24 protein-coding genes and 1 riboswitch are annotated in these 24,902 nt (G+C 45.1%); of the genes, 8 read left to right on the forward strand and 16 right to left on the reverse strand.

All coding sequences use genetic code 11. The features are described from left to right. Positions 1-9: 9 nt before the first annotated feature. The 6 genes from JO154_RS19420 to thiS all read right to left on the reverse strand — a co-directional run bounded on the left by JO154_RS19420 (position 10) and on the right by thiS (position 4,939). Positions 10-783, reverse strand: coding sequence for a thiazole synthase (locus tag JO154_RS19420; protein WP_291948589.1), 774 nt, complete (start codon positions 781-783; stop codon positions 10-12). Continuing rightward, positions 771-1,415, reverse strand: coding sequence for a thiamine phosphate synthase (locus JO154_RS19425; protein WP_291948591.1), 645 nt, complete (start codon positions 1,413-1,415; stop codon positions 771-773). Before JO154_RS19425 ends, JO154_RS19420 begins: the two co-directional genes overlap by 13 nt. Next, positions 1,408-2,190, reverse strand: coding sequence for a hydroxymethylpyrimidine/phosphomethylpyrimidine kinase (locus JO154_RS19430; protein ID WP_291948593.1), 783 nt, complete (start codon positions 2,188-2,190; stop codon positions 1,408-1,410). The genes JO154_RS19425 and JO154_RS19430 overlap by 8 nt, the downstream gene beginning before the upstream one ends. Further along, the gene (locus JO154_RS19435) at positions 2,174-2,800 is read right to left on the reverse strand and encodes a thiamine phosphate synthase (RefSeq protein WP_291948595.1); all 627 of its coding nucleotides are present in this window, start codon (positions 2,798-2,800) and stop codon (positions 2,174-2,176) included. Before JO154_RS19435 ends, JO154_RS19430 begins: the two co-directional genes overlap by 17 nt. After that, positions 2,797-4,656, reverse strand: coding sequence for a phosphomethylpyrimidine synthase ThiC (gene thiC / locus JO154_RS19440; protein ID WP_291948597.1), 1,860 nt, complete (start codon positions 4,654-4,656; stop codon positions 2,797-2,799). The genes JO154_RS19435 and thiC overlap by 4 nt, the downstream gene beginning before the upstream one ends. 79 nt (positions 4,657-4,735) lie before the next feature. After that, positions 4,736-4,939: a sulfur carrier protein ThiS gene (thiS, locus tag JO154_RS19445; RefSeq protein WP_111591033.1), complete on the reverse strand. Its 204-nt coding sequence runs from the start codon at positions 4,937-4,939 to the stop codon at positions 4,736-4,738. Between the two features lie 54 nt (positions 4,940-4,993). Beyond that, a riboswitch (TPP riboswitch) is annotated at positions 4,994-5,093 on the reverse strand. A gap of 87 nt (positions 5,094-5,180) precedes the next feature. Between thiS and JO154_RS19450 the strand changes: the two genes are divergently transcribed. Continuing rightward, entirely contained in the window at positions 5,181-5,660 is a 480-nt protein-coding gene (locus tag JO154_RS19450) for a lipocalin family protein (protein ID WP_291948601.1), read from the forward strand. 25 nt (positions 5,661-5,685) lie between these two features. On the opposite strand, the gene JO154_RS19455 is transcribed toward JO154_RS19450, so the two are convergent. From JO154_RS19455 to dnaN, 3 genes are all read right to left on the reverse strand, one after another. Continuing rightward, entirely contained in the window at positions 5,686-5,937 is a 252-nt protein-coding gene (locus JO154_RS19455) for a hypothetical protein (protein ID WP_291948603.1), read from the reverse strand. Between the two features lie 12 nt (positions 5,938-5,949). Then, entirely contained in the window at positions 5,950-6,768 is an 819-nt protein-coding gene (locus tag JO154_RS19460; protein WP_291948605.1) for a sterol desaturase family protein, read from the reverse strand. Between the two features lie 366 nt (positions 6,769-7,134). Further along, positions 7,135-8,253, reverse strand: coding sequence for a DNA polymerase III subunit beta (gene dnaN / locus JO154_RS19465; RefSeq protein ID WP_291948607.1), 1,119 nt, complete (start codon positions 8,251-8,253; stop codon positions 7,135-7,137). 379 nt (positions 8,254-8,632) lie between these two features. Between dnaN and JO154_RS19470 the strand changes: the two genes are divergently transcribed. The 6 genes from JO154_RS19470 (at position 8,633) to JO154_RS19495 (ending at position 17,049) form a co-directional block, all read left to right on the forward strand. Then, complete coding sequence (locus JO154_RS19470; RefSeq protein ID WP_291948609.1) at positions 8,633-9,892, forward strand: pyridoxal phosphate-dependent aminotransferase; 1,260 nt, start codon at positions 8,633-8,635, stop codon at positions 9,890-9,892. 202 nt (positions 9,893-10,094) lie between these two features. Next, complete coding sequence (locus tag JO154_RS19475) at positions 10,095-10,700, forward strand: TetR/AcrR family transcriptional regulator (protein WP_291948611.1); 606 nt, start codon at positions 10,095-10,097, stop codon at positions 10,698-10,700. A gap of 30 nt (positions 10,701-10,730) precedes the next feature. Continuing rightward, a complete protein-coding gene (locus JO154_RS19480; protein ID WP_291949718.1) occupies positions 10,731-11,324 on the forward strand; it encodes a TetR/AcrR family transcriptional regulator in 594 nt (197 codons plus the stop codon). A gap of 32 nt (positions 11,325-11,356) precedes the next feature. Beyond that, positions 11,357-12,712, forward strand: coding sequence for a TolC family protein (locus JO154_RS19485; RefSeq protein WP_291948613.1), 1,356 nt, complete (start codon positions 11,357-11,359; stop codon positions 12,710-12,712). Positions 12,713-12,768: 56 nt separating this feature from the next. Then, on the forward strand, positions 12,769-13,839 hold the full coding sequence (locus tag JO154_RS19490) for an efflux RND transporter periplasmic adaptor subunit (protein WP_291948615.1): 1,071 nt from the start codon (positions 12,769-12,771) through the stop codon (positions 13,837-13,839). A 27-nt stretch (positions 13,840-13,866) separates the two neighbouring features. Next, the gene (locus JO154_RS19495; protein WP_291948618.1) at positions 13,867-17,049 is read left to right on the forward strand and encodes an efflux RND transporter permease subunit; all 3,183 of its coding nucleotides are present in this window, start codon (positions 13,867-13,869) and stop codon (positions 17,047-17,049) included. A 103-nt stretch (positions 17,050-17,152) separates the two neighbouring features. Here JO154_RS19495 and JO154_RS19500 read toward each other — a convergent pair whose 3' ends face one another. Then, positions 17,153-18,703, reverse strand: a complete 1,551-nt coding sequence (locus JO154_RS19500) for a transferase (RefSeq protein ID WP_291948620.1) — start codon at positions 18,701-18,703, stop codon at positions 17,153-17,155. 212 nt (positions 18,704-18,915) lie between these two features. Here JO154_RS19500 and JO154_RS19505 point away from each other — a divergent pair, with 212 nt between their 5' ends. Then, positions 18,916-19,341, forward strand: coding sequence for a hypothetical protein (locus JO154_RS19505; RefSeq protein WP_291948622.1), 426 nt, complete (start codon positions 18,916-18,918; stop codon positions 19,339-19,341). Positions 19,342-19,383: 42 nt separating this feature from the next. On the opposite strand, the gene JO154_RS19510 is transcribed toward JO154_RS19505, so the two are convergent. From JO154_RS19510 to JO154_RS19535, 6 genes are all read right to left on the reverse strand, one after another. Further along, positions 19,384-20,799 carry a nicotinate phosphoribosyltransferase gene (locus JO154_RS19510; protein ID WP_291948624.1) on the reverse strand — a complete coding sequence of 472 codons (1,416 nt, stop codon included), beginning with the start codon at positions 20,797-20,799 and terminating at the stop codon, positions 19,384-19,386. Positions 20,800-20,810: 11 nt separating this feature from the next. Further along, the gene (locus tag JO154_RS19515; RefSeq protein WP_291948626.1) at positions 20,811-21,722 is read right to left on the reverse strand and encodes an NUDIX domain-containing protein; all 912 of its coding nucleotides are present in this window, start codon (positions 21,720-21,722) and stop codon (positions 20,811-20,813) included. 96 nt (positions 21,723-21,818) lie between these two features. After that, on the reverse strand, positions 21,819-22,505 hold the full coding sequence (locus JO154_RS19520) for an NUDIX hydrolase (RefSeq protein ID WP_291948627.1): 687 nt from the start codon (positions 22,503-22,505) through the stop codon (positions 21,819-21,821). Between the two features lie 12 nt (positions 22,506-22,517). Continuing rightward, complete coding sequence (locus JO154_RS19525; protein ID WP_291948629.1) at positions 22,518-22,925, reverse strand: hypothetical protein; 408 nt, start codon at positions 22,923-22,925, stop codon at positions 22,518-22,520. Between the two features lie 7 nt (positions 22,926-22,932). Then, a complete protein-coding gene (locus JO154_RS19530; RefSeq protein ID WP_291948632.1) occupies positions 22,933-23,331 on the reverse strand; it encodes a nuclear transport factor 2 family protein in 399 nt (132 codons plus the stop codon). A 116-nt stretch (positions 23,332-23,447) separates the two neighbouring features. Continuing rightward, entirely contained in the window at positions 23,448-24,800 is a 1,353-nt protein-coding gene (locus tag JO154_RS19535) for a M20/M25/M40 family metallo-hydrolase (protein ID WP_291948634.1), read from the reverse strand. Between the last annotated feature and the right edge of the window lie 102 nt (positions 24,801-24,902).

Raw genomic sequence — 24,902 nt, forward strand, 5'->3', positions numbered from 1 at the left:
AGCTGGATTTTAGAGTTCATCAAGAAAGGCTGTCAGCGGACTGGAAGCTTGCGCTTGCCGATGTGTAGTGGCCAATCCCGATTCAAATGCTTGTCGCCCTGCTATTACCGCCTGTTTGAAAGCGCGCGCCATTCCTATCGGGTCTGCGGCTACGGCAATAGCTGTATTGACGAGTACCGCATCTGCGCCCATTTCCATGGCCTGTGCGGCGTGAGAGGGTGCGCCAATGCCCGCATCGATAATCACCGGTACATTACTTTGTGCAATGATAATTTCCAGGAAATCATAGGTTTTAAGTCCTTTATTACTGCCGATAGGGGCGCCTAAAGGCATGACAGCAGCGGTTCCTACATCTTCCAATCGCTTACAGAGCACAGGATCGGCGTGTACATATGGCAGTACAATAAAACCTAGTTTTACCAGTTCTTCCGCAGCAGCGAGCGTTTCCACCGGATCAGGCAGTAGATAGCGCGGGTCTGGATGTATTTCCAGTTTTACCCAGTTTGTTTCGAGGGCTTCTCTGGCTAACTGTGCCGCATATACGGCTTCTTTGGCAGTCCGCACCCCTGAAGTATTCGGCAGCAAATTGAATTGTGGATGATGTAGGTGAGAGAGAATGTCGTCTCCCTTATCATACATATCTACTCGCTTCAGCGCCACTGTTACCAGTTCTGAACCACTTTCCAACAGTGCTGCTTCCATCAGTGTAGCAGCAGAAAATTTGCCTGTGCCGGTAAACAGACGGGAATGAAAAGTTTTGCCGGCTATAACTAATGGCTGCATACGAAATCGTTGTTTAATGATTGATAGAGATGATTAACCAGGTTGGCTTTGTCGGTGGCGCCTGTAATCAGGCCGCTGACCGCGATGCCATGTACTTCTGCCGCTATCAAGGCGGTTATATCCGCTGCTAAAATGCCCCCGATGGCTATAACTGGAATGGATATACGCTGTTGATGTAATACTTCCATGATGCGGATATATCCCTCCAAACCCAGTATGGGACTCAGTTTTTCTTTAGTGGTTGTAAACCGGTATGGGCCGAGTCCTACGTAATCTGCCCCATCCTTGTAATGCTGGATGATATGTTCCGGCAAATTGGAGGTGCCACCAACAATGAGTTGCTTGCCTACTATTGCTCGAGCAGCCGCCACAGACATATCATTCAACCCTACATGTACCCCGTCTGCGCCTGCTTGGAGAGCAATTTCAGGGTAGTCGTTGATGATTAGTGTCGCATTGAAATCTGCCGTGATTTTTCTGGCAGCCGTTGCTATTGGCAATATGTCTTTGGGAGTACTGTTTTTGATGCGCAATTGTATCCAGGTACAGCCGGCATCGCAGGCTGCGCGGATGTTTTCCAGGTGCTGTGTGGAACTGTTTCCCTGTGATATATAATGTAATTTGTTAATCATGTTGATGAATTTTGTGAAACCCCAGTAGTGATGGATTACTGTTGAGTAATTTTTCCGTGTATGCTTTGCCGTTAGCGCATGCTTCCAAAAGTGAAGATCCTTTTGCCAGATTCGCCGTGATAGCGGCGGATAATACGCATCCAGAGCCATGTTTTTGGGAGACGCGAGTCGCTGTGGGCGGGATGAGCTGTGGCTCCGGTGCGAACAACGTATCGTACCCGGTAATGGAAGGATGGTGCCCTCCCTTCAGCAGTACGGGACAATATTTCGCCAGGATGTCTGCCGCAGATTCTCCAGAACCCTCTCCAGTAAGGCGTGTAGCCTCATCGTAGTTGGGCGTGAGCAAGTGCAGCATGGGTAGTAATTCCTGCCAGGTGTTCCAATGTATTTGACCATGAAAAGTAAATCCTGCTGTAGCTTTCAATACTGGGTCTAGGATGATTCGGAGCCCTGGACGCAACTGCTGTAGCTGGTTTACAAGTGATAACAGTGTGAAAGCATCTTGTACAATACCGATCTTGCAATAGTCCACTGGATATGTTTGCAGCAAAGGTTTTAGCTGCGCTGTTATCAGGTCCAGTGGCGTCCATGCTGATGAAATAAAGGTAGCGCCTGTTTGTACAGTAACCGCAGTGCAAACGCCTAAACCGTAAACACCCAACTGTTCAAAGGTTTTAATATCGGCCAGCAAACCAGCGCCCCCACTGGGGTCTAGCCCTGCGATGCTTAAAACATAAGGCCTATCGGACTGTAAAGCTTCATTTCTTGTTTTCATTTTCCATCTTTTTCTCCACGCCCAGTTGCCACTGTTGTTGTAGTTGTTGCAGTTTGTTCAACGCTTGGTTTGGATGCTGCCAGATGTAGCCCAGTACGGCTGCGCCGCTGAAATTCCATCCTGGCAACAGGTCGATATTTCGTTCGTGGATTCCTCCTAATGCAATCAACCGCGAATATTTTACAGCAGGCGCGATGCCCATAAAACGGCCATCATAGTCTGTTTTAGAGATACTGTTGAAAACAGGACTTAGCAATAGGTAGTTGAAAATGCCGTCTAGGGAGGCTATTTCAGAGAGCGTATGTACGCCCGTACTGCTATGTGGATGATTAGACACCCATTTCTGCAATTGCGCAGGCAAAAGCATTTCCCTGTTTTCGCGGCTCCAGTGGACCCCTCCTAGTCGGAACGACTTGTACAGCCAGCAGTTATCACGGATAATGATCTGTCGGTAGAATTGTGCATCCATTTTTTCCAACAGTGCTGTGTACTGCTGTGCTGTCCAGTCTGGTTTTCGGAGTACCACCTTGTGTGCGCCCGCTTGAAGCAGGTCTTTAATAATCTCTATTTCCCCTTTTACAGGGTGTGGAGCGGTGAATACCCATATCATGGATTTGGATTTGAAGCTGCATATATTTCCGCGCCTTCTTCGATGAAACGTTCGGATTGTTTCTTCATCCCTTCCTGCAGTGCATCTTGGTTGTCGAGTCCTTGTTGCTGTGCGTAGTCGCGGACTTCCTGTGTAATTTTCATTGAACAGAAATGAGGACCGCACATAGAGCAGAAGTGTGCAATTTTAGCGCCTTCCGCAGGGAGTGTTTCATCGTGATAAGAGCGGGCCGTTTCGGGATCTAGGGAAAGATTGAATTGATCTTCCCAGCGGAACTCAAAGCGGGCCTTGCTCAGGGCATTATCGCGCACCTGCGCGCCAGGATGGCCTTTGGCCAGATCCGCAGCGTGTGCAGCGATTTTATAAGTAATAACCCCTTGTCTTACATCCTCTTTATTTGGTAGTCCTAAGTGCTCTTTGGGTGTTACGTAACAGAGCATCGCGCAGCCATACCAGCCGATCATGGCCGCACCAATACCAGAAGTGATATGATCATATCCCGGTGCGATATCTGTTGTTAAAGGGCCGAGTGTATAGAAAGGCGCTTCATCACAGTATTCGAGCTGTTTGTCCATGTTTTCTTTGATGAGGTGCATTGGTACGTGGCCGGGGCCTTCAATCATTACTTGCACATCGTGTAGCCATGCCCGTTTGGTGAGTTCTCCTAATGTTTCCAGCTCGGCGAACTGAGCGGCATCGTTTGCATCCGCGATGCTACCGGGGCGGAGACCATCGCCCAAGGAAAAGGCCACATCATACGCTTTCATGATTTCACATATTTCATCAAAGTGCGTATAGAGGAAGTTTTCTTGGTGATGGGCGAGACACCATTTCGCCATGATAGAACCGCCTCTTGAAACGATGCCAGTAGTGCGTTTGGCGGTGAGCGGTACATATCGGAGGAGCACGCCTGCATGGATGGTGAAATAGTCCACTCCTTGTTCTGCTTGCTCAATCAGCGTATCGCGGAAGATTTCCCAAGTCAGGGCTTCCGCTTTACCATTTACTTTTTCCAGTGCCTGGTAGATAGGAACGGTACCGATCGGAACAGGAGAATTACGGATAATCCATTCGCGGGTAGCATGAATGTTTTTACCGGTGCTGAGGTCCATGATCGTATCAGCGCCCCATCTGCAAGCCCATACTGCTTTCTCCACCTCTTCCGCGATGCTCGAAGTGACCGCGCTATTACCAATATTGGCGTTTATTTTCACGAGGAAATTGCGACCTATAATCATGGGTTCACTTTCCGGGTGATTGATATTAGAAGGAATGATAGCGCGACCAGCGGCTACTTCTTCTCTTACAAATTCAGGCGTGATGTATTTGATAGGCGTTCTTGCGCCGAAATTTTGTCCAGGGTGTTGTTGTAGTTGTTCTGCTGAAAGTGTTTCCAGCAGTTGGTTTTCGCGGATAGCGATGTATTCCATTTCAGGCGTGATAATACCCTGTTTGGCATAATGTAATTGCGATACATTTTTGCCTGGTAGTGCTTTGCGGGGTTTGATATCGTGGGTCATGCCTGGCAGCTCTGTATTTTTCAGGCTATTGGCGTAGGTGCTGGAATTGCCGGGTAACACGAGGGTATCGTTTCTATCGGCTATCCATTGTTCTCGGAGGCGTGGGATGCCGTGATTGACATCTATTTCAATGGAAGTGTCTGTATAAGGGCCACTCGTGTCATACACCACTACAGGTGCGTTGGGAGTGGATAAATCTTTACTGTTATGCTGACGGGTATCTGTCAGGTTTATTTTTCTCATGGCTACTTTCACCGGGTGGATATTTCCGGGAACGTAGATTTTTTCAGAAGCAGGAAATGGCGTGCGACTCACGGGCGCCTGTTGGTGTTGCATGTTAAATGATTTTTTAGAGAATAGGATTCCTGTCCGTTAGCTATAACGGAAACGGGCATACGAAAACAAGTCGATAAAATTATCCTCCTTGCGTGGCGCGGATAATGGTGACATTATCAGCGGCGGCGAGGGTTTGCTGGTCCCAGTTAGTTTTCGGGACGACCTGGCTGTTGATAGCAACAGCGATGCCTTTGTGGCTAGAAAGTTGAATAAACTGTAAGAGTGCAGCGATCGTAGTTCCTGGCTGCACCGCATAAAGTTTATTGTTTACAAGGACTTCCATTGATGACTGGAATTAATTGGTGAACAATAAACTTTAAGGATGTGGAAGATGAGGAAGTTTCAGTTTACTTTTCCCTACGGCAGTATGAACTGCTTCAGGTACTGAGGGTATCATCTCAGCTTATACTTGCGCATAAACACCCCTAAAGTGATTGTAAATGTAGGAATTATTTTCTGAAATGCTAACTTTAGAAACATTAATATTGAGTTGGTAATTCTGACAACAATTGTATTTTTATTCCATGGTAAAAGGATATCTGAAAGGAATGCTGGTTTTGCTGACGGGAGTATGTGTAGCTTGTGGTGGCAGGAAGAGCAGTAAAGAAGAATCTGTACATGACAGCAGTTTGATAAGTATTGCTGACAGCAGTAATGCCATTGTTGTGGACAGCATTACCGCTGTTGCAGATACGCTGCATGTGGATGCAGCCAAGCTCATAGGAAAGTGGATTCAGCCCGTAGCGGGCCTGGACAAGGAAATGCAGGGTTTTCATTTAAGAAAGAACGGCATGGCAGCTTCCATTAATATGTACACATTGGTGTATGAAAAATGGCAACTGATGCATGACACCTTATTGTTATGGAATCATTCCGAAGGTGTCAGAGATACTTCTACTGTTGTGGATACTACCGTGATAAAAGAACTTACAGATACCACACTTGTATTATTCCCTGTAAAAGCAGCGGAGGGTTATACAGAAAAGTACCGCCGCCTTAAATAATACATTACTAACGCTTCACTAGTTATCAATTATATATCTGCCATAATCCTATCAGGCAGCCAACAACGGCAAAGAAAATACCGGCTGTAGCCAGTTGCATATCTTCAATATTCTTTCGGCCGATGTAGAGAGAGGTGAATCCTACTACAAGGGCTATTGCAGCCATAATTACGGCGTTTAATGGTGTTTTCGTAATGAAAGCAAATGCCGCTGACAATACGCCAATTACCAATGAGCCGATACAGGCTGTTTTCGTTAACGTTGTTGAGTGTTGCATATACGATGGTATTTAAAGTTGAGGTGAACTTTGTTGCTGTTTTTCCCAAGGCACTTCTAATAACGGTCCCACTTGATCATATCGCGATTCCTGGTATTCATCCAGGCCATAATGCAGTGCAGTAGTATCTTTTACTTTCACGAATGTGCCGAATATCCGATCCCATAAGGAAAAGATATTCGCGTAATTCGAATCTGTTTCTGGTTGGAAGGTACTATGATGTACTTTATGCATATCCGGAGATACGAGTACCCAGCTCATTGTATCATCTATCCATGCGGGGATTTTAATATTAGCATGGGTGAACTGGGACATGAATACGGAAACTGTCTGATAGAGCATTACCATCCAGAAAGGTACGCCAGCCACTAGTACGCCCAGCAGCAGGGCGGCTATACGAAATAGATTTTCCACTGGGTGATGACGTAATGCGGTGGTAGCATCTATTTCCTTATCGATATGATGAATTTTATGAAACTGCCACATCCAAGCTGTTTTATGTTGGATGAGGTGTACGAGGTAAGCGCCGATTAAATCGAGCAGCATCACCGCCAATAGGGCATGTAGCCATAAAGGCAACGATACCAGGTATAACAGTCCAAAATGATGTTCGCCTGTCCAAATAGAGGCCTTCAGAATAGCAAATGCAAATATGGTATTCAGTACAACGGTAGTAAGGGTAAAGAATAGATTGGTGCCCGCATGGCGCACCTTATTGCCTTTAAAGGAGAACCGAGGAATAATACCTTCCAGGACCCATAACAATAGGAGTGCTCCCAGCATAATCGCCAGTCGATAGGGTGTTGGAATATGTTCGAAAAAAGAAACCATTATGAATATATATAGGTTCTGATTACCAGCTTATTCGGCCAACAACAAACAGCAAATACATCACGGTGGGATATGGAGCTTACAAGTAGGTGATAACGGCAGGTCCCTTCATTTCATAGTAACAATCGTTTATGCGCCACCGTTATTTGAGGCTGATGAATTTTATCCGGCGATAATGAATCTTTCAACGAGACTGATGCGTAACTTTTCCGACTAAAAATTACGACTATTTGGGGAATAAAAAAGCGTTGTTTTCCGCTACAGACAAAGAAAAAAGCAACCTCTTTGGGAGAGATTGCTTTATGTATTATCATTATGCATCAAGCAAAAACTTTTTAGCAAAGTTTTATACTTAGTGTAGGCATATTAGTTATTCAGCATGAGTGGCATTACCAGCATCAGGAGGTCTTCATTTTCTTCTTTTTCGGAAGGTTTCAGAATACCTGCTTTGGTAGCGGTAGCCAGTTCGATGTTGATTTCGTCGCCTTCAGCGGCGCCGAGCATTTCGATGAGGAATTTCGCGTTGAAAGCGATCTGCATATCATCACCGGAGTACTGGCAGCTCATACGTTCGTTACCTTCAAAGGAGAAGTCCACATCTTGTGCAGAGAGTTGCAATTCGCTGCCGGTGATATTGAGGGCCACCTGGTTGGTAGATTTGTTAGCGAATACACCCACGCGTTTGAGGGCGTTTTGGAAATCGCTCTTCACCAAGGTAAGGCGGTAAGGATTATCTTTTGGAATTACCACTTTATAGTCCGGGAAACGGGCATCGATGAGGCGACAGATCATCTGCGCGCCTTCGTGCTGTACGAAGAAGTGGTTTTGGCTGTAAGACACTTTGATTTGGGAATCATTGTCTGGCAGCAAAGATTTCAGGAGGTTCAGCGGTTTTTTAGGCACGATGAAGGAGTCCGCCTGAGGGCAAGCCACATCTGTTCTCACGTATTTTACCAGACGGTGCGCGTCTGTGGCAACGAAAGTCAGGCTGGTAGGAGCCAGTTCGAAGAATACGCCGGTCATAGCAGGACGGAGATCGTCGTTGCTGACAGCGAACAGTGTTTTATTGATAGCGGTTACCAGGCCGGTAGCGGTCATGGTAAAAGAAGTGGTTTCGTCGGCAGCAGGTTCTTTCGGGAAATTCTCCGGATTTTCACCCATTACCTTGTACTTACCGTTGTCGGAAGTGATTTCCACTGCATAGGAGTTCAGATCGATGTGGAAAGTCAGGGGCTGATCCGGCAGGTTCTTCAGGGAATCCATCAGAATTTTGGCAGGGATACATACCCTTCCGCTTTCTTTCGCTTCCACCTCCAGCTTCACCCGCATAACAGTTTCCAGGTCTGTGGCAACTACTGTCAGTTCGTTTTTGTCAATCAGGAACAGGAAGTCCTCCAGTATAGGCAATACTGTGTTGGAATTGATAACACCGCTGATCTGTTGTAATTGTTTAAGTAAAGTAGAGGAAGAAACAATAAATTTCATGATCTTATTAAGTTTGCTTGTTATTCATTGCACCCATGTCAACAAGGTTATGCCCTGTCTGTTCACATGATACCTGAATAAAAGGTGTAAATGTACAGGAAACAAAGATAGAAAGTTTTGTCAATCAGCCTAATTTCATCACATCTTATACACTACAATATCCCCGTTTTTTCACAGATCCTGTTCGAGTTTCTCACATTAACCTAAAATATAATATTGAATGTTTTGGGGTAAAAAGGCTATTGTTTTAGATGAATCGTTGTTTTTTGTATCTAAAATTGGATAATGTGAAAAGAACTAATTGTTTCTTTTAAATTATATACAAATGGGTTACTTTTGCCGCGCAAAAAACTTCCAAAACCAACAAAAAAAGCAGGTTATGAAACTTTCTCATTTAGCCGAAACACTGATTGGATCCGAAATCATCAAGCTCGCAGCTGAAATTAAGGAGAAACAGGCCAAGGGCGATAAGATCTATAACTTTACGATCGGCGACTTTGATCCGAAGGTTTTTCCTATTCCAGTTGAGTTTGAACAGGAGATCATAACTGCTTACAAGGAACACCTGACCAACTACCCTCCTGCAGATGGTATCTTAGAATTAAGAAAGGCGGTAGGTGATTTTATTGGCGCACGTGAAGGTCTTTCCTACGACCCTGCTAAAGAAATCGTGATTTCTTGCGGTGGCCGTCCTATTATCTACGCTACCTTCAGAACGATTGTAGATCGCGGTGAAAAGATAATCTACGCAACCCCATCCTGGAACAACAACCACTATACCCACTTCCTGGAAGCGGAACACGTGGTATTGCAAACAACTCCGGAGAATTTCTTCATGCCTACAGCGGCTGAACTGAAACCGCTGCTGAAAGGGGCTACCCTCCTGGCGCTCTGCTCTCCGCAGAACCCTACCGGTACCGCTTTTGGTAAAAAACAGCTAGAAGAAATCTGTGACCTGGTACTGGAAGAAAACAAATCCCGTGGCGCTGATCAGAAACCACTCTACGTGATGTTTGACCAGATGTACTGGGTACTGACCTTCGGTAACACAGAACACCATAACCCGGTGTCTCTCCGTCCGGCAATGAAAGATTATACCATCTTCATCGATGGTATGAGTAAAGCCTTTGCTGCTACCGGCGTTCGCGTTGGTTGGGCACTCGGTCCTGCTCACGTTATCGGTAAAATGAAGGCGATCCTCTCCCACGTGGGCGCATGGAGCCCAATGGCAGAACAAAAAGCCGCTGCCCGCTACCTGGTGCAAACGGAAAATGTGGATAAATACCTGAAACATTTCAAAGCGGAAATCGAAGAACGCCTTGTTAAAATCTATGAAGGCTTCGATAAGCTGAAGAAAGCCGGCCATAAAGTAGACGCTATCGCTCCGCAAGCTGCTATCTACCTGACTATCAAAATTGACCTGGTAGGTAAACAAACTGCTGATGGTAAGACACTGGCCGATCAAGCTGCCGTTACCTCTTATATCCTCGATGAGGCTAAAATGGGTCTGGTTCCATTCTACGCTTTCGGTGGCGATAAACACTCTCCTTGGTACCGCCTCAGCGTTGGTACTTGCGTGAAAGAGGAAATCCCTGCCATGTTAGAAAAACTGGAAGCTGCCCTCGTTAAACTGAAATAGTGCAATTTTAATAGTTTAGAAAAGACGTCCGCCCTCTACCGGCGGGCGTTTTTTTATGCTCCGAAAAACCCGTGTCTCCCTAAATCTGACCTTTTGACTTTTAAATTCGAAAAGTTAAATCCTTGTTAAAGGCACATTTCTCTTTACTTATTAAAAAAATCTATCTAATTTTGACCTTGAAACTAAAAAAGTCAGAAAGTTAATGCAAGCAGATAACAAGGACGATATGCGGGATAAGATCCTCGAGGCGGCTTTAAAGCGCTTTACACAATATGGTGCCAGCAAAACCACCATGAACGAGATCGCCGAAGACCTTCGTTGCTCGAAAGCATCCCTTTACTATTATTTTCCGGATAAGAACGGGATGCACCAGGCAGTATTGCAGAAAATTGGTGAAACCTATTTCCAGGAAATGGAAATGGAAGCCAGAAACGCAACATCTGCCACCAAGGCATTATTTAAACTGGTGGAAATCCGCCGCAGCTTTATTTCCCGATTCTGTAGGCTGGAACTGTTCAAACTATTGAACGATTGCAGTACCACCGTTCAGGAATTGATGGTAGCCGCTAAGAAAAGAGAAATGGAAATCCATGCTGCTATCATTCAACATGGCGTGAATACAGGCGAATTTAAAGTGGAAGATGTACACAAAACAGCCGTGTTACTCACACAGGCCATGATGGGACTCCGCTTTACCGTTCCTGACGTTGTTCACAAAAACAACGATATAGATGTGGCGCTCTTTGAACGTGTCATAGAACAACAAAAAGCATTATTGGAAGTATTTATAAAAGGTATTAAAGCATAAACGGAGGTCATGGTCGTGAGAGAAAGGATAATGGATACAGCCCAGAAAATGTTCAGATCCTACGGTGTTAAAGGTGTTACCATGTTTGATATTGCCCGCGACTGCGGCATATCCAAGAAAACACTTTATGAACATTTTCAGGATAAACAGGAACTAATCAGTGAAGCATTAAGAGAATTACTCAACGATCATGTCCGTTTTGCTGAAAAAAATAATTCAGAAGCTGCGGATGCCATCGAAGAACTGATAAAACAAATGCAGTTTATTCGTACCAAAGCCAGGACATTGAATCCTGTAATGCTTTTTGAAATCGAAAAATATCATCCGGATACATGGAAAGAAGTGGAGCTGTTCCGAAATGATTGTATCCTGTACGGCATAAAAGAAAATTTAAAACGCGGCATGTCTGAAGGACTTTACCGCAAAAATCTGGATATAGATATCGTAGCACGAATGCGCCAACTACAGCTCGAAGCTGCTTTTGACCCAATTCACTACCCGGCTGACCAATATGAAATGAACAAAGTGATGGATGAAGTCACCACACATTTTATACTGGGAGTGGCAACACTTCAAGGACACCAACTTGCATATCAGTATCTACAAATCAAAGAAGAAGTATAATCTACCAACACGGCTAATCTAATCTAAACAGTATGAAGCGATTAAAGTTGTCGCTTATCCTCCTGCTGGGGATAGGTGTATCTCATTGCTATGCTCAGGCACCACTGACTCTTCAGGAAGCCTTGAAATTTGCAATCAACAATAACCAAGGCCTCGCCAGAACAAAAATGGATGAGGAAATGGGCAAATTCAAAACGGCAGAAGTTCGTGCGCAAGCACTCCCACAAGTCAATGGCTCCGGTAATTATACTGATAACCTACAGTTGCAGAAATCTATTCTGCCAGGTGATAAATTAGGTATGCCTGGTCAGAACCTTATAATGTCTTTTGGTGTAAAATACGGAGCAGCCATCGGTGCGGAACTGAACCAACAGATATACAACCAGTCTGTAATGACAGGCCTGAAAGCTGCAAAAGCAGGTGAACAATATTATTCACTCCAGACACAACAGTCTACCGAAGACTTGATCTACAACGTGTCTCAACTATATTACCAGTTACTCATCACACAGGAAAATATCAAAAGCATTGATAGCAATATCCTGAAATTGACACAATTGGTGACTACTACCAAATCACAATTCGAAAGCGGCTTAGCTAAGAAAATCGATTTAGATAGGATTAAGGTGAACCTGACTAACTATCAGACGCAACGCATTCAACTCGCGAATCAGTTTGGTATGCAAACCAATAACCTGAAACGTGTTATGGGTATGCCATTGGAATCTGACTTCAGTATTCCAGTTGCTTCTCTGAAAGATATTGAAGCCACTGCTGCCAACATCCTGCAATCTGATGATGTGAACCTGGAAGAGAGAACAGAACTGAAAATACTCAGAAAACAAGAAGAGCTGCAACAGTACCAGAAAAAAGCCTACCAAGCTGAAAACTACCCTACCCTCTCGGCCTTCGGTCGCTACTACTATAACGGTATGAGTAACCAATGGGCTTTTGCAAAAGGGATGGAAAATAGTACGCTCTGGTATGGTTCTTCTGCCATCGGCCTCAGTCTGAAAATACCCATCTTCGATGGCTTCGGACGCCGCGCGAAAGTAAGCCAGGCAAACGTTTCCCTGCGTCAGTTACATGTGACTACAGAAGAAACCAAACTGGCTCTGAATACACAATATCAGAATGCCAAACTGACGATGCGCACGAATATCAATGCGATCCAGGCACAAAAGGAAAATATGAATTTGGCGAATGAAGTATACTACTCTACCCAGAATAACTATCGCCTTGGACTAGCCGGCCTGACTGATCTGCTGAATGCAGAAACGTCGCTGACCGATGCTCAGAACTCCTACAACTCGGCACTGCTGCAATATAAACTGGCAGAACTGGAGATTATCAAGAGTAAAGGCAATCTCAAATCTCTTCTAAACTAAACGTATAAACGAATTTACCTGCTGAAAAGCAAGAAATAAACACAAACTATTTGCAGATGAAAAAAGTAATTATCTGGGGACTGGTAGCAGTTGGTGGAGTAGTACTGATCTTGTGGAAACTCAACTCAAATAAAAAGGCGAACGAGGCTAAAATCGCATTCGTAAAAGAAAGCAATATTGGTGATGTACCTGTATTGGTGCAGAAAGTATCCCGCAATGATTTCGCACAAGGATTCCTGGCCAACGGTAACTTCACTCCTATCCGTGAGTTGACTTACCTGGCGGAAACTTCCGGACGTATCACCAAACTGCTTGTGGATGAAGGCAGCATCGTGAAACAAGGACAAGCAATCGCATACGTGGATGGTGAAATCCTCAATACTGACCTGGCATCTGCCAAAGCTAACCTCAGCCAACTGAAAGTGGATAAAGAAAGATATGAGTCTGCTTTCCAAACTGGTGGCGTTACCCAGAAACAAGTGGATGATGCACGTCTGCAATATGATGTGGCTAAAACCCGCTATGAAGCTGCTAGTCGCCGTGTGAGTGATACTTACGTGAAAGCGCCTATCTCTGGTGTGATCAATAAAAAATATATCGAACAAGGCGCTTATCTCTCACCAGGTAACAAAATGTTTGACATCGTGGATGTGAGCCGACTGAAACTGGCGGTATCTGTGCCTGAATCACAAGTGGTTGCGCTGGCGAAAGGACAAAAAGTAGAAGTGACTTCTACTGTATTCCCTGAAACAAAATATACGGCTGTCATCACTTTCATCGCTGCAAAAGGTGATAACTCCCTGAACTACCCTGTAGAAATGGAAGTAACCAATGTAAGCGGTAAAGAACTGAAAGCGGGTATGTATGGTACTGCGCACTTCACTTCTCCAGAAACTGACAAAACGATTTTCATTGCCCGTACGGCGTTTGTTGGTGGTGTAAACAGTAATGAAATCTATGTACTGGAAAATAATATCGCTAAAAAACGCAAAGTAGTTGCTGGCCGCATTATCGGCGACCAAGTAGAAATACGGGAAGGCCTAAACGAAGGTGAAACTGTTATCACCAGCGGTCAGATCAACCTGACAGACGGTGCTAAAGTTACCGTGCAACAGGCTGCGAAATAATCAGGAGACAGATCAAACTTTTGCAACATGAAGATTACTGAAGTATCGATAAAACGACCCACAATTGTGGTGGTGGTATTTACCATCCTCACCTTACTGGGCGTGATGAGCTATAAATCACTGAACTATGAGCTGTTGCCCAAGTTCAGCTCCCCGATCGTAACCATTTCGACGGTATATCCGGGCGCCTCTCCAAATGAGGTAGAAAGTACCATCACGAAAAAAATTGAAGATGCGGTTGCATCCATGGAAAAGATTAAGAAAATTACCTCTAAATCTTCTGAAAGTCTTTCCATCATTACAGTAGAACTGAACAACGACGCGAACGTAGACCTCGCGTTGCAGGATGCACAACGTAAGGTGAACGCGATTCTGGCGGACCTGCCAGGAGATGCGAAACCACCTTCCCTGAACAAGTTCTCCCTGGACGATTTACCTATCATGACTTTATCCGCCACTGCTAAAATGGATGATAAAGCTTTCTATGACCTGATGGATAAAAAAATCCAGCCAATTCTCTCCCGTCTGCCAGGTGTAGCACAGGTATCATTGATTGGTGGTGCTGAACGTGAAATCCAGGTGAACGTAGATCCTAAGAAGTTACAGGCTTTTGGTATGTCTATCGGCGAACTGCGCCAACTGATTACTAATGCGAACCTGGACTTCCCTACTGGTAAAGTAAAAACTGCCGACCAACAGATCCTGATCCGTTTGGCCGGTAAATATAAAAACGTTGCGCAACTGAATAGCCTGGTAATCAAAACCACTGACGACGGTACACAGGTGCGCCTGGGTGATGTGGCAGATGTACAGGATGCGCAAAAAGATGCAGAACGTATTGCCCGTGTAGACGGTGTAAACGCGATCGCGCTGCAAGTGCAGAAACAAACCGATGCCAATGCGGTAACCGTTTCTGAAGAAATGAAAAAATCGATCGATAAGATCCAGAAAGAATATGCAGCGAATAGCCTGCAAATCCTGGTGGCGAACGACTCTTCCGATTTTACCCTGGAATCTGCCGACTCCGTGATCCATGACTTGATCCTGGCGGTAATCCTCGTAGCGATCGTAATGCTGTTGTTCTTACACAGTGTGCGTAGTGCATTGTTCGTAATGATTTCTATCCCGGCGTCATTGATTGCTACTTTCATCGGTATGAAGTTGATGGGCTTCTCGCTCAACTTGATGTCCCTGCTGGGTTTATCCCTGGTAGTAGGTATCCTGGTGGATGATGCGATTGTGGTATTGGAAAATATCTACCGTCACATGGAGATGGGTAAGAACCGTGTTCGTGCTGCCTTTGACGGTGTAAAAGAGATAGGCTTCACCGTTACTTCCATTACCTTGGTAATTGTGGTGGTGTTCCTGCCGATCTCTTTAACGAATGAACTGGTATCGAAGATCCTTCGTGAGTTCTGCGTGGTGGTAATGATATCTACCATGTTGAGTTTGCTGTCGTCCTTCATGATTGTACCGTTGCTGTCTTCTCGCTTTGGTAAACTGGAGCATATTACTGGTAAGAATGCATTCGAGAAATTCATTCTCTGGTTCGAAAAACAACTGCAGAAATTTACGGATTGGATGACAGGCATCCTGCGCTGGGCGCTCAATCACAAACGTTGGACGATTGGATTCGCCGTAGCCCTGTTGTTTGCTTCTTTCACCTTGATTGGTAAAGGTTACATCGGTGGTGAGTTTATTCCTACAGGAGACCGTGGTCAGTTTATCGTGATGCTGGAAATGCCGAAAGATGCATCTGTACAGCAAACGAACCTGATCACCCGTCAGGCGGAACAAATCCTGAAAGGCAAGAAAGAAATCACCAGGTTGATTACTACCGTAGGTCAGACTTCCGAAGATGGCTTTGGTAATGCGCAGTCTACTGCCTATAAATCAGAGATCACGGTAATGATGGTGCCTGCTGAAGAGCGTAAAGACGCATCAGATATCTATGCCGCTAAGATTAAAAAGGAACTGAAAGAAAAACTGAACGGTGTAAAAGTAAAAACTACGAATGTAAGTATTCTCGGTACGGCTGAACGTGCACCAGTAGAACTGATTGTAATGGGTTCTGAAATGGACAGTGTAATGGCGTTCGCAAAAATTGCCATGGATACGCTGAAAACCATTCCTGGCGCCAGTGAGGTGAAACTCTCTGTTGAAGAAGGAAACCCAGAAATCAACGTACAAGTAGACCGCGATAAAATGGCTGCCCTCGGCCTCACATTGGACAACGTAGGTGGTACCATGCAAACTGCATTCAGTGGTACTGCGGACGATTCCAAAGTGAAATTCCGTCAGGGTGACTATGAATATGATATCAACATTCGCTTCGATGATTTCAACAGAAAAAATCTGGACGATGTTGCTAACATTCAGTTCATAAATAAAAAAGGACAACTCATAAAATTATCGCAATTTGCAACAGTAACAGAAGGCTCTGGACCAAGCCACTTGGAGCGCAGAGATAAAAATACTTCTGTATCTGTACAATCGCAGGTAATGGGACGCCCATCCGGTACTGTAACCCAGGAGTTTCAAGCTAAACTTGACAAAATGAAGAAACCTGCCGGCATTAGCTACGTATTTGGTGGTGATGCTGAGAATCAGGGAGACTCCTTCGGAACATTGGGCGCTGCATTGCTGATTTCCATCGTAATGGTATACCTGATCATGGTGGCCTTGTACGATAACTATATTTATCCATTTGTAGTATTATTCTCCATTCCACTGGCGATCATCGGGGCATTGCTCGCATTGGCGCTGACAAATAATACGCTGAATATCTTCACCCTCTTGGGTATGATCATGCTGATTGGTCTGGTAGCGAAGAATGCGATCATCCTGGTCGATTTTACCAACCAGATGAAAGAACAGGGACAAAGTACTTACCAAGCCTTGATTCATGCGAATAACGCGCGTTTACGTCCAATTCTCATGACTACCATCGCGATGGTGATTGGTATGCTGCCTATCGCATTTGCAACAGGTGGTGTGGCCTCTACCAAGAACGGTCTGGCCTTTGTAATCATCGGTGGTCTGATCAGTTCTATGTTCCTGACGCTGATTGTGGTACCTGTGGTATATATGATTGTGGATATGGGTATGGCGAAACTCGGTATGGGCCGCCTTTCCAAGAAACGTTATATCCGTCAGCGCATGGTAGCTTCTTATGAAGAAGTGCCGCTGGATGAGATCCATGTAAACTAAGAAAGATTACATCTCAACATATTTAAAGATCGTTACTAACAGTGTAACAGTTGTAGGTTTAGGTAATGGCCGGAATAATCTTATTCCGGCTTTCTTTTTTTTGTTATTTTCTTGCTAGGAGCAGCATGTGTGAGTCGGGGAATGGAATCGTTTCTAACTGGCCGTTTTCCAACTGTCGGAATAACTGTACTTTCCCTTCCAGCCTGTTTTTTACAATCCATTCGTTGCGGTAAGGATGTGAGAGATTATCTAATCTGAACCCTGCTTCTTCCAAGTGCGTTTTCCAGTCTTCAAAGTTCCAGAAACAGAAGGTTTCATGCATTTCACTGTACCAGTTATCGTGGTAATCTTTCGTGAATAGGAATTCGCAAGCATCCTGCATAGAGAGTTGACAGTAAGTATTTCCATCTATTTCTACCCAGGTATGTGGCAGCACATAACCTTCGTGTTGGCGGAAGTCTTTTGCAAACTGCTGGAAAAGTGCTTTGGTAGAGAGTTTCGCGAGCCAGGATGCCAGTATATGCGTATCCGTAGTATCAGGTTTAGGGAGACGACTGTCGCCATCCGCGTCATTGAGCCATAGAAGTACCGTTTCGTGTCTATTCGCAGGACCTGTTACATCCCTGTTGATCCATACGCCGCCAGGTTGTAATTCATTATAACGGTGATGTATAAACGCCTTCAGATCCTCTATGCTGCCATAGGAAGCAATTTCATGGGTAAGTGAAGAGGTATGTATCGTATGCATGGCGCCGGGTTCAAATACGGTGCCGGATACGGCATTCTTCTGTGCAAAGAATACAGAAGGATTGGAGAACTCCCCATTGTGGCGGCGTTGCAAGCAGATATCATACAGATGGCGAGATACTTCAATGCCGTAGAAGTCGCACTCATGGAGGCGATCATCTTCACAAGCAATCTTCATCCAGGAACCGGCAGCACAGCCGATATCGCCAATATTTCCAGGGATAATGTAAGGCGCCGTTTCTCGGTATTTGAGGGCGGCTATATCGTCCATTTGTTTCACGTACTCGGTGTAGTCGCGGGTAGCGGTGAGATCTCCATCTGAGCCAATGATGGGATCTTTCAGTATCTGCCGAACCTTGTCTCCCAAACCATATAACGACCAAATTTTATACGCGGCAGGATGCATTTCATTCAAGATGGCCGTATCTGTTTTCCAGTCTCCTGCCTGCGAGATCATTTTCACGATATCCCAAGGCATCACAGCGGTTTGCTGTTGCAGTTGCTCATCCCATTCCGCGGAGAGAATGCGGAAGCCCAATGCACTGTACATCTTCCGAACCTCTGTAGAACATACTACCAGCGTATTTTCCGGCGTCAGGGTGTGCATGCCTTCACTAGCGTGCCGGATGGTTTTTAACGTATAGCCGGTGAAGTTAGGAATCACTCCTGCATCATCGATCCCATAGATATGTACCGGAACGTCCAGGTAGTTGCTGAACTCCTGGATAATCATGGCTCTTAGGTAGAATGGGATGGGATTCCTTTTGGTGCCGCCATGGTTGGCGGAAGTAACGGCGAAAATAATGCCTTCGATATGGCCTTCTCTCCTACTGTTGACAAGCCCGTTGAGGTATTTGAACTGGAAGTCGGTCAGTAGGTGATGGCGTCCTGGAATTAATAAGTACATGGCAGGAAGCGGTTAGTCAGGATTGCAATATAAGGAAGAGATAGGTTATTGGGAAGACAGCCATTGCACTATGCCTCAGTGTGCTTACCAGGGCGGGTTTTTAACAAAATATTTTATAACCGGATCGTCTTTTTGTGTGTTAAGGAATAATATTCTAACCGCTAACCCTAGTGCCCGTTAATTAACCATTACAAAGATTAAATGTATTCACTATGAAAACGCTCTGTTTATCCGAGATGATGTTATTGGCTATGTTAGGTACCCATGCAATGCCTGCCAAACCAACTATCAGCCGTCAAGAAGATGGCATTTTATCCGCTATGATGTCAAGAAAAGTTTCAGGCTTTGTAAGAGTACGATTTTATTATTCTGTGGACGCCGGCGCAAAAATGGGCGTTTGCATGGTAAAACCTGTTATTCCACCTGTTGTAACAATTAAACATCAAGATGGAAGTACAGAAACATCTGCAATTGCTTGTCCCTCCAGCATTTCAGGGGCTGTATATGTGAGTGAAGGAGATACCGTATCGGCGTGTTTTATAACGGATACAAGGAATTGTTCACTTGTTTATATCATCACTGAAGATGAAATTGCTACCGGCCAGGTTGTTATCAGTTACATTCCCACTTTAAATTAGAAAGCCGGCCTTATCAAGGCCGACTTCCATCATTATTTCACCTTATAATTTTGCATTTTTTCTTACCTCATCGAAAGTGATCTGTTGTGTCAGATGACCATTTTCGAATACTGTTACCAGATGATCCGGTAGCTCAGGTTGTTCGTCTTGGTGGAGGGTAGTGAATTTCCCATCTTGCAATACCAGCTTGAGTTTACCGGCTTTGGATTTCTTGAATGAAGTACGCAGGTTTCCTTCTTTATCCATTTCCACAGGTGTTTTCTGCACCGCTATGTGTTGGCCGTTCACTTGTGCGAAAGAGCATTTCAGTGCAAACTCTTGTGTGTCGCGGTTTACGCGTTGGAGCAGTGCGCCGCCCATTCCCAGTACGAGGTTTTCAGCGCTGATACCTGCTTCCTCTAAGGCTGCGAATATAGGCGGAATAGCGCTGTAGCTAATGCCATCGCCTTGGATCACGCGCACTTGCGGCGGGAGAACTTTATATCCTTTTTCATTGGTGGTATAACCAAATTTGTCCATAAGGATTTGGAAGACACGGAGTAATGTTTTCACAGGGTCTCCGCTGTCGGGGCGGATCACCAAGGTGCCTTGGCGGTTCAGGATTTGTTCTTTCAGTTCAGTTCCCCAATACTCTTCGCAGGCGCGGAAGATATTGTAGGAGTCAGAAACGCAAGCAATGGTGCCGGTTGGGAAGGTATTGAGTACATGTTTGAAAATTTCTAGTTCACCTTCTTCGCCGAGTAGGGTAACAATGCTATGCTCAGTAGCGGGGATGGAAAGGCCGGGGGCAGTTTTTGCCTGGTAATATTTTTTGGCGAGGGTAGAACCTGCGATAGTGTCGCTGCCGGAGAAGTTGACCAGATGTGCGCTACCACCGATGCCTGCACTTTCAACAGAGCTGGCGCCGCGGAACCCGAAATCATTCAGCACGAAATCAATTCCTCCTAAAGCCGCTTCGCTGGCAGTTTTATCATAATAGTATTGCACTACTTTTCTAATTTCCCTGGAAAGCGTTGCTACGGTGCAAGGATACCAAACCTGCATTAGGAGGGTTTCCAGGAAGTTGGTCAGCCAGAAACATTCAGGATCAGTGTTTTCTATCGTCATCAGTACATTTCGTACAGGCACCACTGTGCCTTCTGGGACGGCTTTGATGCGCACTGGCAGTTTTCCGCCGTGTTTTTCGATGATATATTCAAACCTGGATCTATCGAAGACATCGGGTCTCCCGAAAACTTCCTGCAGCTCTGCCGCAGCATCGTCCAGCTTTTCTTTTGTGATCACTACTCCTTCCAGGTATTCTTTCAGGAAATACTGCAAGCCATAGAAAACAGTTTCGTCAAATTTACCGCCCCTGCTCTCCAGGTAAGAGTAAATAAATTGAGTGCCAGGGAGATATAATTTATGGTGAGAGTATTTGTATGCGTCAGCGAGGAGGACAAGATTCTCTTTAGTCATGATTCTTCAGTTTAAGCGTTGGTCGTAAATTTTTCCAGGAGGATTTGCAGTAATGGGATATGTGTGTCTGTGATGGTACCGGCGGCGATCATTTGCGGTATATCCGTTACCGTTACCCATTTCAGTGCTTCCAAATCGTCTCCGGGAGCGGCTTCGCCATAAATCAGATCTGTAGCGAAGAGGGTGGTAATGATCTTATTCGTTTCGGATTGGTAGCGCCAGTCGTTCATCCTGCGAGAGCAGACATACTCCATTGGGGTGGTTTCAAACTGACCACATTCCTCCTGCAATTCCCGTTTGGCGGCTATTTCGAAGGATTCATCTGTTGGATCTGAAAATCCTCCTGGGAGTCGCCAGGCTTTTTCATTTGGTTTTATTCCTAACAGCAGTTCCTGTTTATTGTTTCTGAAAACCGCGATGTCGACTGTCGCATAAACTGAGGGGAACAGGCTGTACGTGTTATATATAATCCCAGAGCGGAATTCCGCGGTATCGAATACTTTATCGGAGATTTCTTCCCGCATGGCCGTAGCGTTATAATCTTTCACTGGTGGTAGCGCAATGGTTTTATATTTCCCGCTGTAGGTACCAATAAAGCTATCTCTGCTGCCATAGAGCACAAATGATTCATGTGGGAAGTTGGTACGGAGTAGATCGTCCAATTTTGCGGACCATACCTCATCGTATTTCTGATCGCTGAGGGGGAGTACTATAATTTCCGGGAACAGTTGTTTGATCATGCGTTCGCGGGTGTAGTAGTCCAGTGGGTTTTTGCGGCTGCCTTTCACAGGGCTGACGCCGAGTAGTATGAGAACTCTGTTGTGGTTCTCTTTTACCTGCCGGATGATTTCCAGGTGTCCTTCATGCAGGACGGGCGTCTGGAACCGGGCTATAATAACTCCTGTGGGCTTTTGTACTTGCATCTTCGAGCTATTTTGCGTAATTGTTACACAAATATAAACAGGTATTTTAATCTACCAAAATAATTTTTGTAAAAAATACACAAAATAGCTTTTCGATTATATTTCGAAGGCCATTCCGTCTTTTTTCAATTGGAAATATTTCTCTTCATTGAAGCTGAAGAGTTTTGCTGGGCGGCCTTGCGACACTTGTTTTTGTTTTTCGTTATGTGCGATGAGGATACCCAGGTGATTGATTTTTTTCTGGAAGTTGCGGCGATCGATGGGCCGGTCCAGTAGTGTTTCGTAGAGTTTTTCCAGATCGGCGATCGGGAATTTTTTATCGAGTAGTTCGAAGCCGATAGGCTCGTACCTGATTTTATTGCGGAGGCGTTTTACGGCCAGGTCGATGATAGTAGCGTGATCGAAAGCGAGGTCCGGTAGTTCTTTAATATTGAACCAGGTAGCGTCTTCGGCGTCGGAGCTGGCGGCCAGCTTATAATTGGTAGGATTTACCAGTCCGAAATAGGCGATAGATACTACACGACCGCGGGGATCGCGGTTAGGCATACCGAAAGTATAGAGTTGTTCCAGGTAGTTGATATTTACGCCTGCTTCTGTGAGCAGTTCCCTGGTAACGGCATTTTCGAGGTTCTCTTCATCGCGTACGAATCCGCCGGGCAGCGCCCAGCTATGCAGGAAAGGTTCGATGGTGCGCTTAATCAGCAGTACCACGATCCCTTCTTTGGGGATATATCCAAAAACAACCGCATCTACGGTAAGTTTTATTTGCTGTTTGATAGGCAATTTTAAACCGGATTATTTAGATTGAATATAATGATCAATTTGAGCAGTTCCCTTGTGTAAATTCACGAACAGTGGATTTTTGGCCGGATCAAAAACGATGATCGTATTGGATTGCCATACATCCTGGGGTGCAGGGAGTTCGATCATAACTTCCTGTTTGTTGGTACGTTCGAACAGGAGGCTGTCTTTCCCCGCCATATGTGGCTTAAAGCCTTGTTGTTCGAGGTAGTCAGTGATTTGTTTTTTCAGTGCGAGGACTGAGTCGGTCAGCGGGCCTGGAGCAGGCTTGCTTTCCCGGTATACATAGCTTTTTTCAGTGATCACATCGTAGCTGGATCTGTCTGCGGTTTTTTCACGCTGAGGGTTGCAAGCGAGCAACAGGCTGGTGGCCAGGGCCAGAAACGATAATAATTTTCCCATATCTTTTTTATTGATGTTCGTAGCAATCATAATTTCGTTGGCGGTAGATTTTACCATCCCGAAACTCAATGATACTGCAAATAAACGCTTTCATTACCTGTCCGCGACGAAATTTTCCAGCATCCACTCCTATTTCACCTGTCCATTTGGCTTCCACCACTAGTGTATTACCGTTTTCAATCGCCTTGAGCACACTATAGTGCTGCGACTTGAGAATCAACCTGGTAGTAGCCATGCTTTCCAAGATGATATCGAAATTCCTTTGTTTAATATCATTCGACATCTGGTTAGGATATTCTGTTTGAATGATATTAGGATGAAAGATTCCGGCGAATTCAGCAGCATCCACTGAAAAGTTCTCCAGTAGCTGAAAGTATCGGTATACTACCGCCAGTTTTTCGTCCATTGAGGATGTTGATTACGAATTACAAATTACGCATTACGGGGCAGTAAACCATTTTGCTGCTCCAGTAACGAATTGCGAATTTATAAAATTCGTTTCTATATCAACATCAGCTTTTATTATTTGGCGACAGCTGTCAATGAGTCTGGTGTGGCACTGAAGGCCAGTTTTTGGAGATTATCCGTTTTATCGATCAGATCATACACTACTCTCATGACGGTGAGTGTGCCTTCATAGTTGATTTTTTCCGCTACATCTTCTGGTTGGTGAAAGTCTTCTCGATCGGTACAGAAAAAGAGAACAGGAATATTTTTTCTATAGAAGGAACTATGATCAGCGGGGCCGGTGCCACTGGCATTGTACACTACTTTGGTATCTTTTACAACGCTGGTAAGAAGTTGCGCCCAAGAAGGACTGGTGCCTACGCCAGCAATTTGCAGGCCATGTGCGGGATTGAGGCGCCCAATCATATCGAGGTTAATCATGTAGTTGACAGTAGCCAAATCTACAGGACTGTTGGCTACCAAGTATTTAGAGCCGCTCAGACCTTGTTCGTTTCCAGAGAAAGCCACAAACAGGTAGTTATTATGACGCAGTTTGGAAGCTTTCAGTTGGCGGGCAATTTCCAACATAGCAGCGATGCCGCTGGCGTTATCATTTGCCCCATGGTATAAAACATGCCCTTTGGTAAGACCATTATTGTCCTCGCCAAAGCCCAAGTGATCGTAATGTGCACCGATGATAATGGTTTGTTCTGCTTTATTATCGATATAGCCGATCACGTTAATGCCTGTACGTTTTACTGGTTGCAGTTCTGCATGTAACTGAATGAGGAAGCTATTGGCGTTATCGTCGTCCAGGATTTTGCTGATGTCTTTATTTACCCAAATGGCAGGAATAGCCGCAGCCGCTGATTGTACGAGCCAGCTATTCACCAGTTCCAGGGATTCGCCGCCATTGTAAAAGATCACCGCAGTAGCGCCGGATTGTGCGGCAGTAGCGGTTTCTTTACGATATAGTTCCAACCGGGATTTGTATTTCGTGGTATCTACTTCTGTCACGTTGATCAACCAGATGTTGTCTGGTTCATTGGCTTGTGGCAGCACCTCTCCTTTGGCTGATTTAGCTGCGGAGAATGGCAATGGCAAATAATGGAGGCCAACTGTTAGTTGTTTGTGGTTCAACTCAAAATTGCAGGTGGAAGCAGGTTCCAGGCCTTCTTTCACTGTAAACGTTTGCAGGAATTCCGCTGTCCCCTTTGGTAACAGCCCTATTTGTTGCATCTGTTCGCTAATGTACTCCGCAGCCAGTTTTTCGCCGGGAGCGCCTGTACGACGTCCTTCCAGCTTGTCACTGCTGAGATAAGCAATGTGCATTTGCAGGTTTGTCAGGGTTTTGCGGTCCGTTTTTCTCTGCGCATTTACAAACAAGGTAGAAACTACCATTGGTAACAGCCAGGTTATCTTTTTCACAGCAAACTGTTTTGGGTGTGGGGCAAAATTACGAATTACCCTGCACCTACAAGGAAATTCGTGGGACATCTTTTTTACTATTCGATTGTATATTAGCTATTT

Origin of the sequence: Chitinophaga sp., assembly GCF_019236475.1 — a bacterium.
In the GTDB taxonomy this organism is placed as follows: domain Bacteria; phylum Bacteroidota; class Bacteroidia; order Chitinophagales; family Chitinophagaceae; genus Chitinophaga.

Excerpts from the sequence above, each read along its gene's own strand:
- JO154_RS19485 (WP_291948613.1), top strand. The coding sequence starts at position 11,357 with ATGAAGCGATTAAAGTTGTCGCTTATCCTCCTGCTGGGGATAGGTGTA.
- JO154_RS19525 (WP_291948629.1), bottom strand. The coding sequence starts at position 22,925 with ATGGGAAAATTATTATCGTTTCTGGCCCTGGCCACCAGCCTGTTGCTC.
- JO154_RS19490 (WP_291948615.1), top strand. The coding sequence starts at position 12,769 with ATGAAAAAAGTAATTATCTGGGGACTGGTAGCAGTTGGTGGAGTAGTA.
- JO154_RS19420 (WP_291948589.1), bottom strand. The coding sequence starts at position 783 with ATGCAGCCATTAGTTATAGCCGGCAAAACTTTTCATTCCCGTCTGTTT.
- JO154_RS19450 (WP_291948601.1), top strand. The coding sequence starts at position 5,181 with ATGGTAAAAGGATATCTGAAAGGAATGCTGGTTTTGCTGACGGGAGTA.
- JO154_RS19495 (WP_291948618.1), top strand. The coding sequence starts at position 13,867 with ATGAAGATTACTGAAGTATCGATAAAACGACCCACAATTGTGGTGGTG.
- JO154_RS19505 (WP_291948622.1), top strand. The coding sequence starts at position 18,916 with ATGAAAACGCTCTGTTTATCCGAGATGATGTTATTGGCTATGTTAGGT.
- JO154_RS19480 (WP_291949718.1), top strand. The coding sequence starts at position 10,731 with ATGGATACAGCCCAGAAAATGTTCAGATCCTACGGTGTTAAAGGTGTT.
- JO154_RS19435 (WP_291948595.1), bottom strand. The coding sequence starts at position 2,800 with ATGATATGGGTATTCACCGCTCCACACCCTGTAAAAGGGGAAATAGAG.
- JO154_RS19430 (WP_291948593.1), bottom strand. The coding sequence starts at position 2,190 with ATGAAAACAAGAAATGAAGCTTTACAGTCCGATAGGCCTTATGTTTTA.
- JO154_RS19510 (WP_291948624.1), bottom strand. The coding sequence starts at position 20,799 with ATGACTAAAGAGAATCTTGTCCTCCTCGCTGACGCATACAAATACTCT.
- JO154_RS19455 (WP_291948603.1), bottom strand. The coding sequence starts at position 5,937 with ATGCAACACTCAACAACGTTAACGAAAACAGCCTGTATCGGCTCATTG.
- JO154_RS19475 (WP_291948611.1), top strand. The coding sequence starts at position 10,095 with ATGCAAGCAGATAACAAGGACGATATGCGGGATAAGATCCTCGAGGCG.
- JO154_RS19425 (WP_291948591.1), bottom strand. The coding sequence starts at position 1,415 with ATGATTAACAAATTACATTATATATCACAGGGAAACAGTTCCACACAG.
- thiC (WP_291948597.1), bottom strand. The coding sequence starts at position 4,656 with ATGCAACACCAACAGGCGCCCGTGAGTCGCACGCCATTTCCTGCTTCT.
- JO154_RS19470 (WP_291948609.1), top strand. The coding sequence starts at position 8,633 with ATGAAACTTTCTCATTTAGCCGAAACACTGATTGGATCCGAAATCATC.
- JO154_RS19530 (WP_291948632.1), bottom strand. The coding sequence starts at position 23,331 with ATGGACGAAAAACTGGCGGTAGTATACCGATACTTTCAGCTACTGGAG.
- JO154_RS19500 (WP_291948620.1), bottom strand. The coding sequence starts at position 18,703 with ATGTACTTATTAATTCCAGGACGCCATCACCTACTGACCGACTTCCAG.
- thiS (WP_111591033.1), bottom strand. The coding sequence starts at position 4,939 with ATGGAAGTCCTTGTAAACAATAAACTTTATGCGGTGCAGCCAGGAACT.
- dnaN (WP_291948607.1), bottom strand. The coding sequence starts at position 8,253 with ATGAAATTTATTGTTTCTTCCTCTACTTTACTTAAACAATTACAACAG.
- JO154_RS19460 (WP_291948605.1), bottom strand. The coding sequence starts at position 6,768 with ATGGTTTCTTTTTTCGAACATATTCCAACACCCTATCGACTGGCGATT.
- JO154_RS19515 (WP_291948626.1), bottom strand. The coding sequence starts at position 21,722 with ATGCAAGTACAAAAGCCCACAGGAGTTATTATAGCCCGGTTCCAGACG.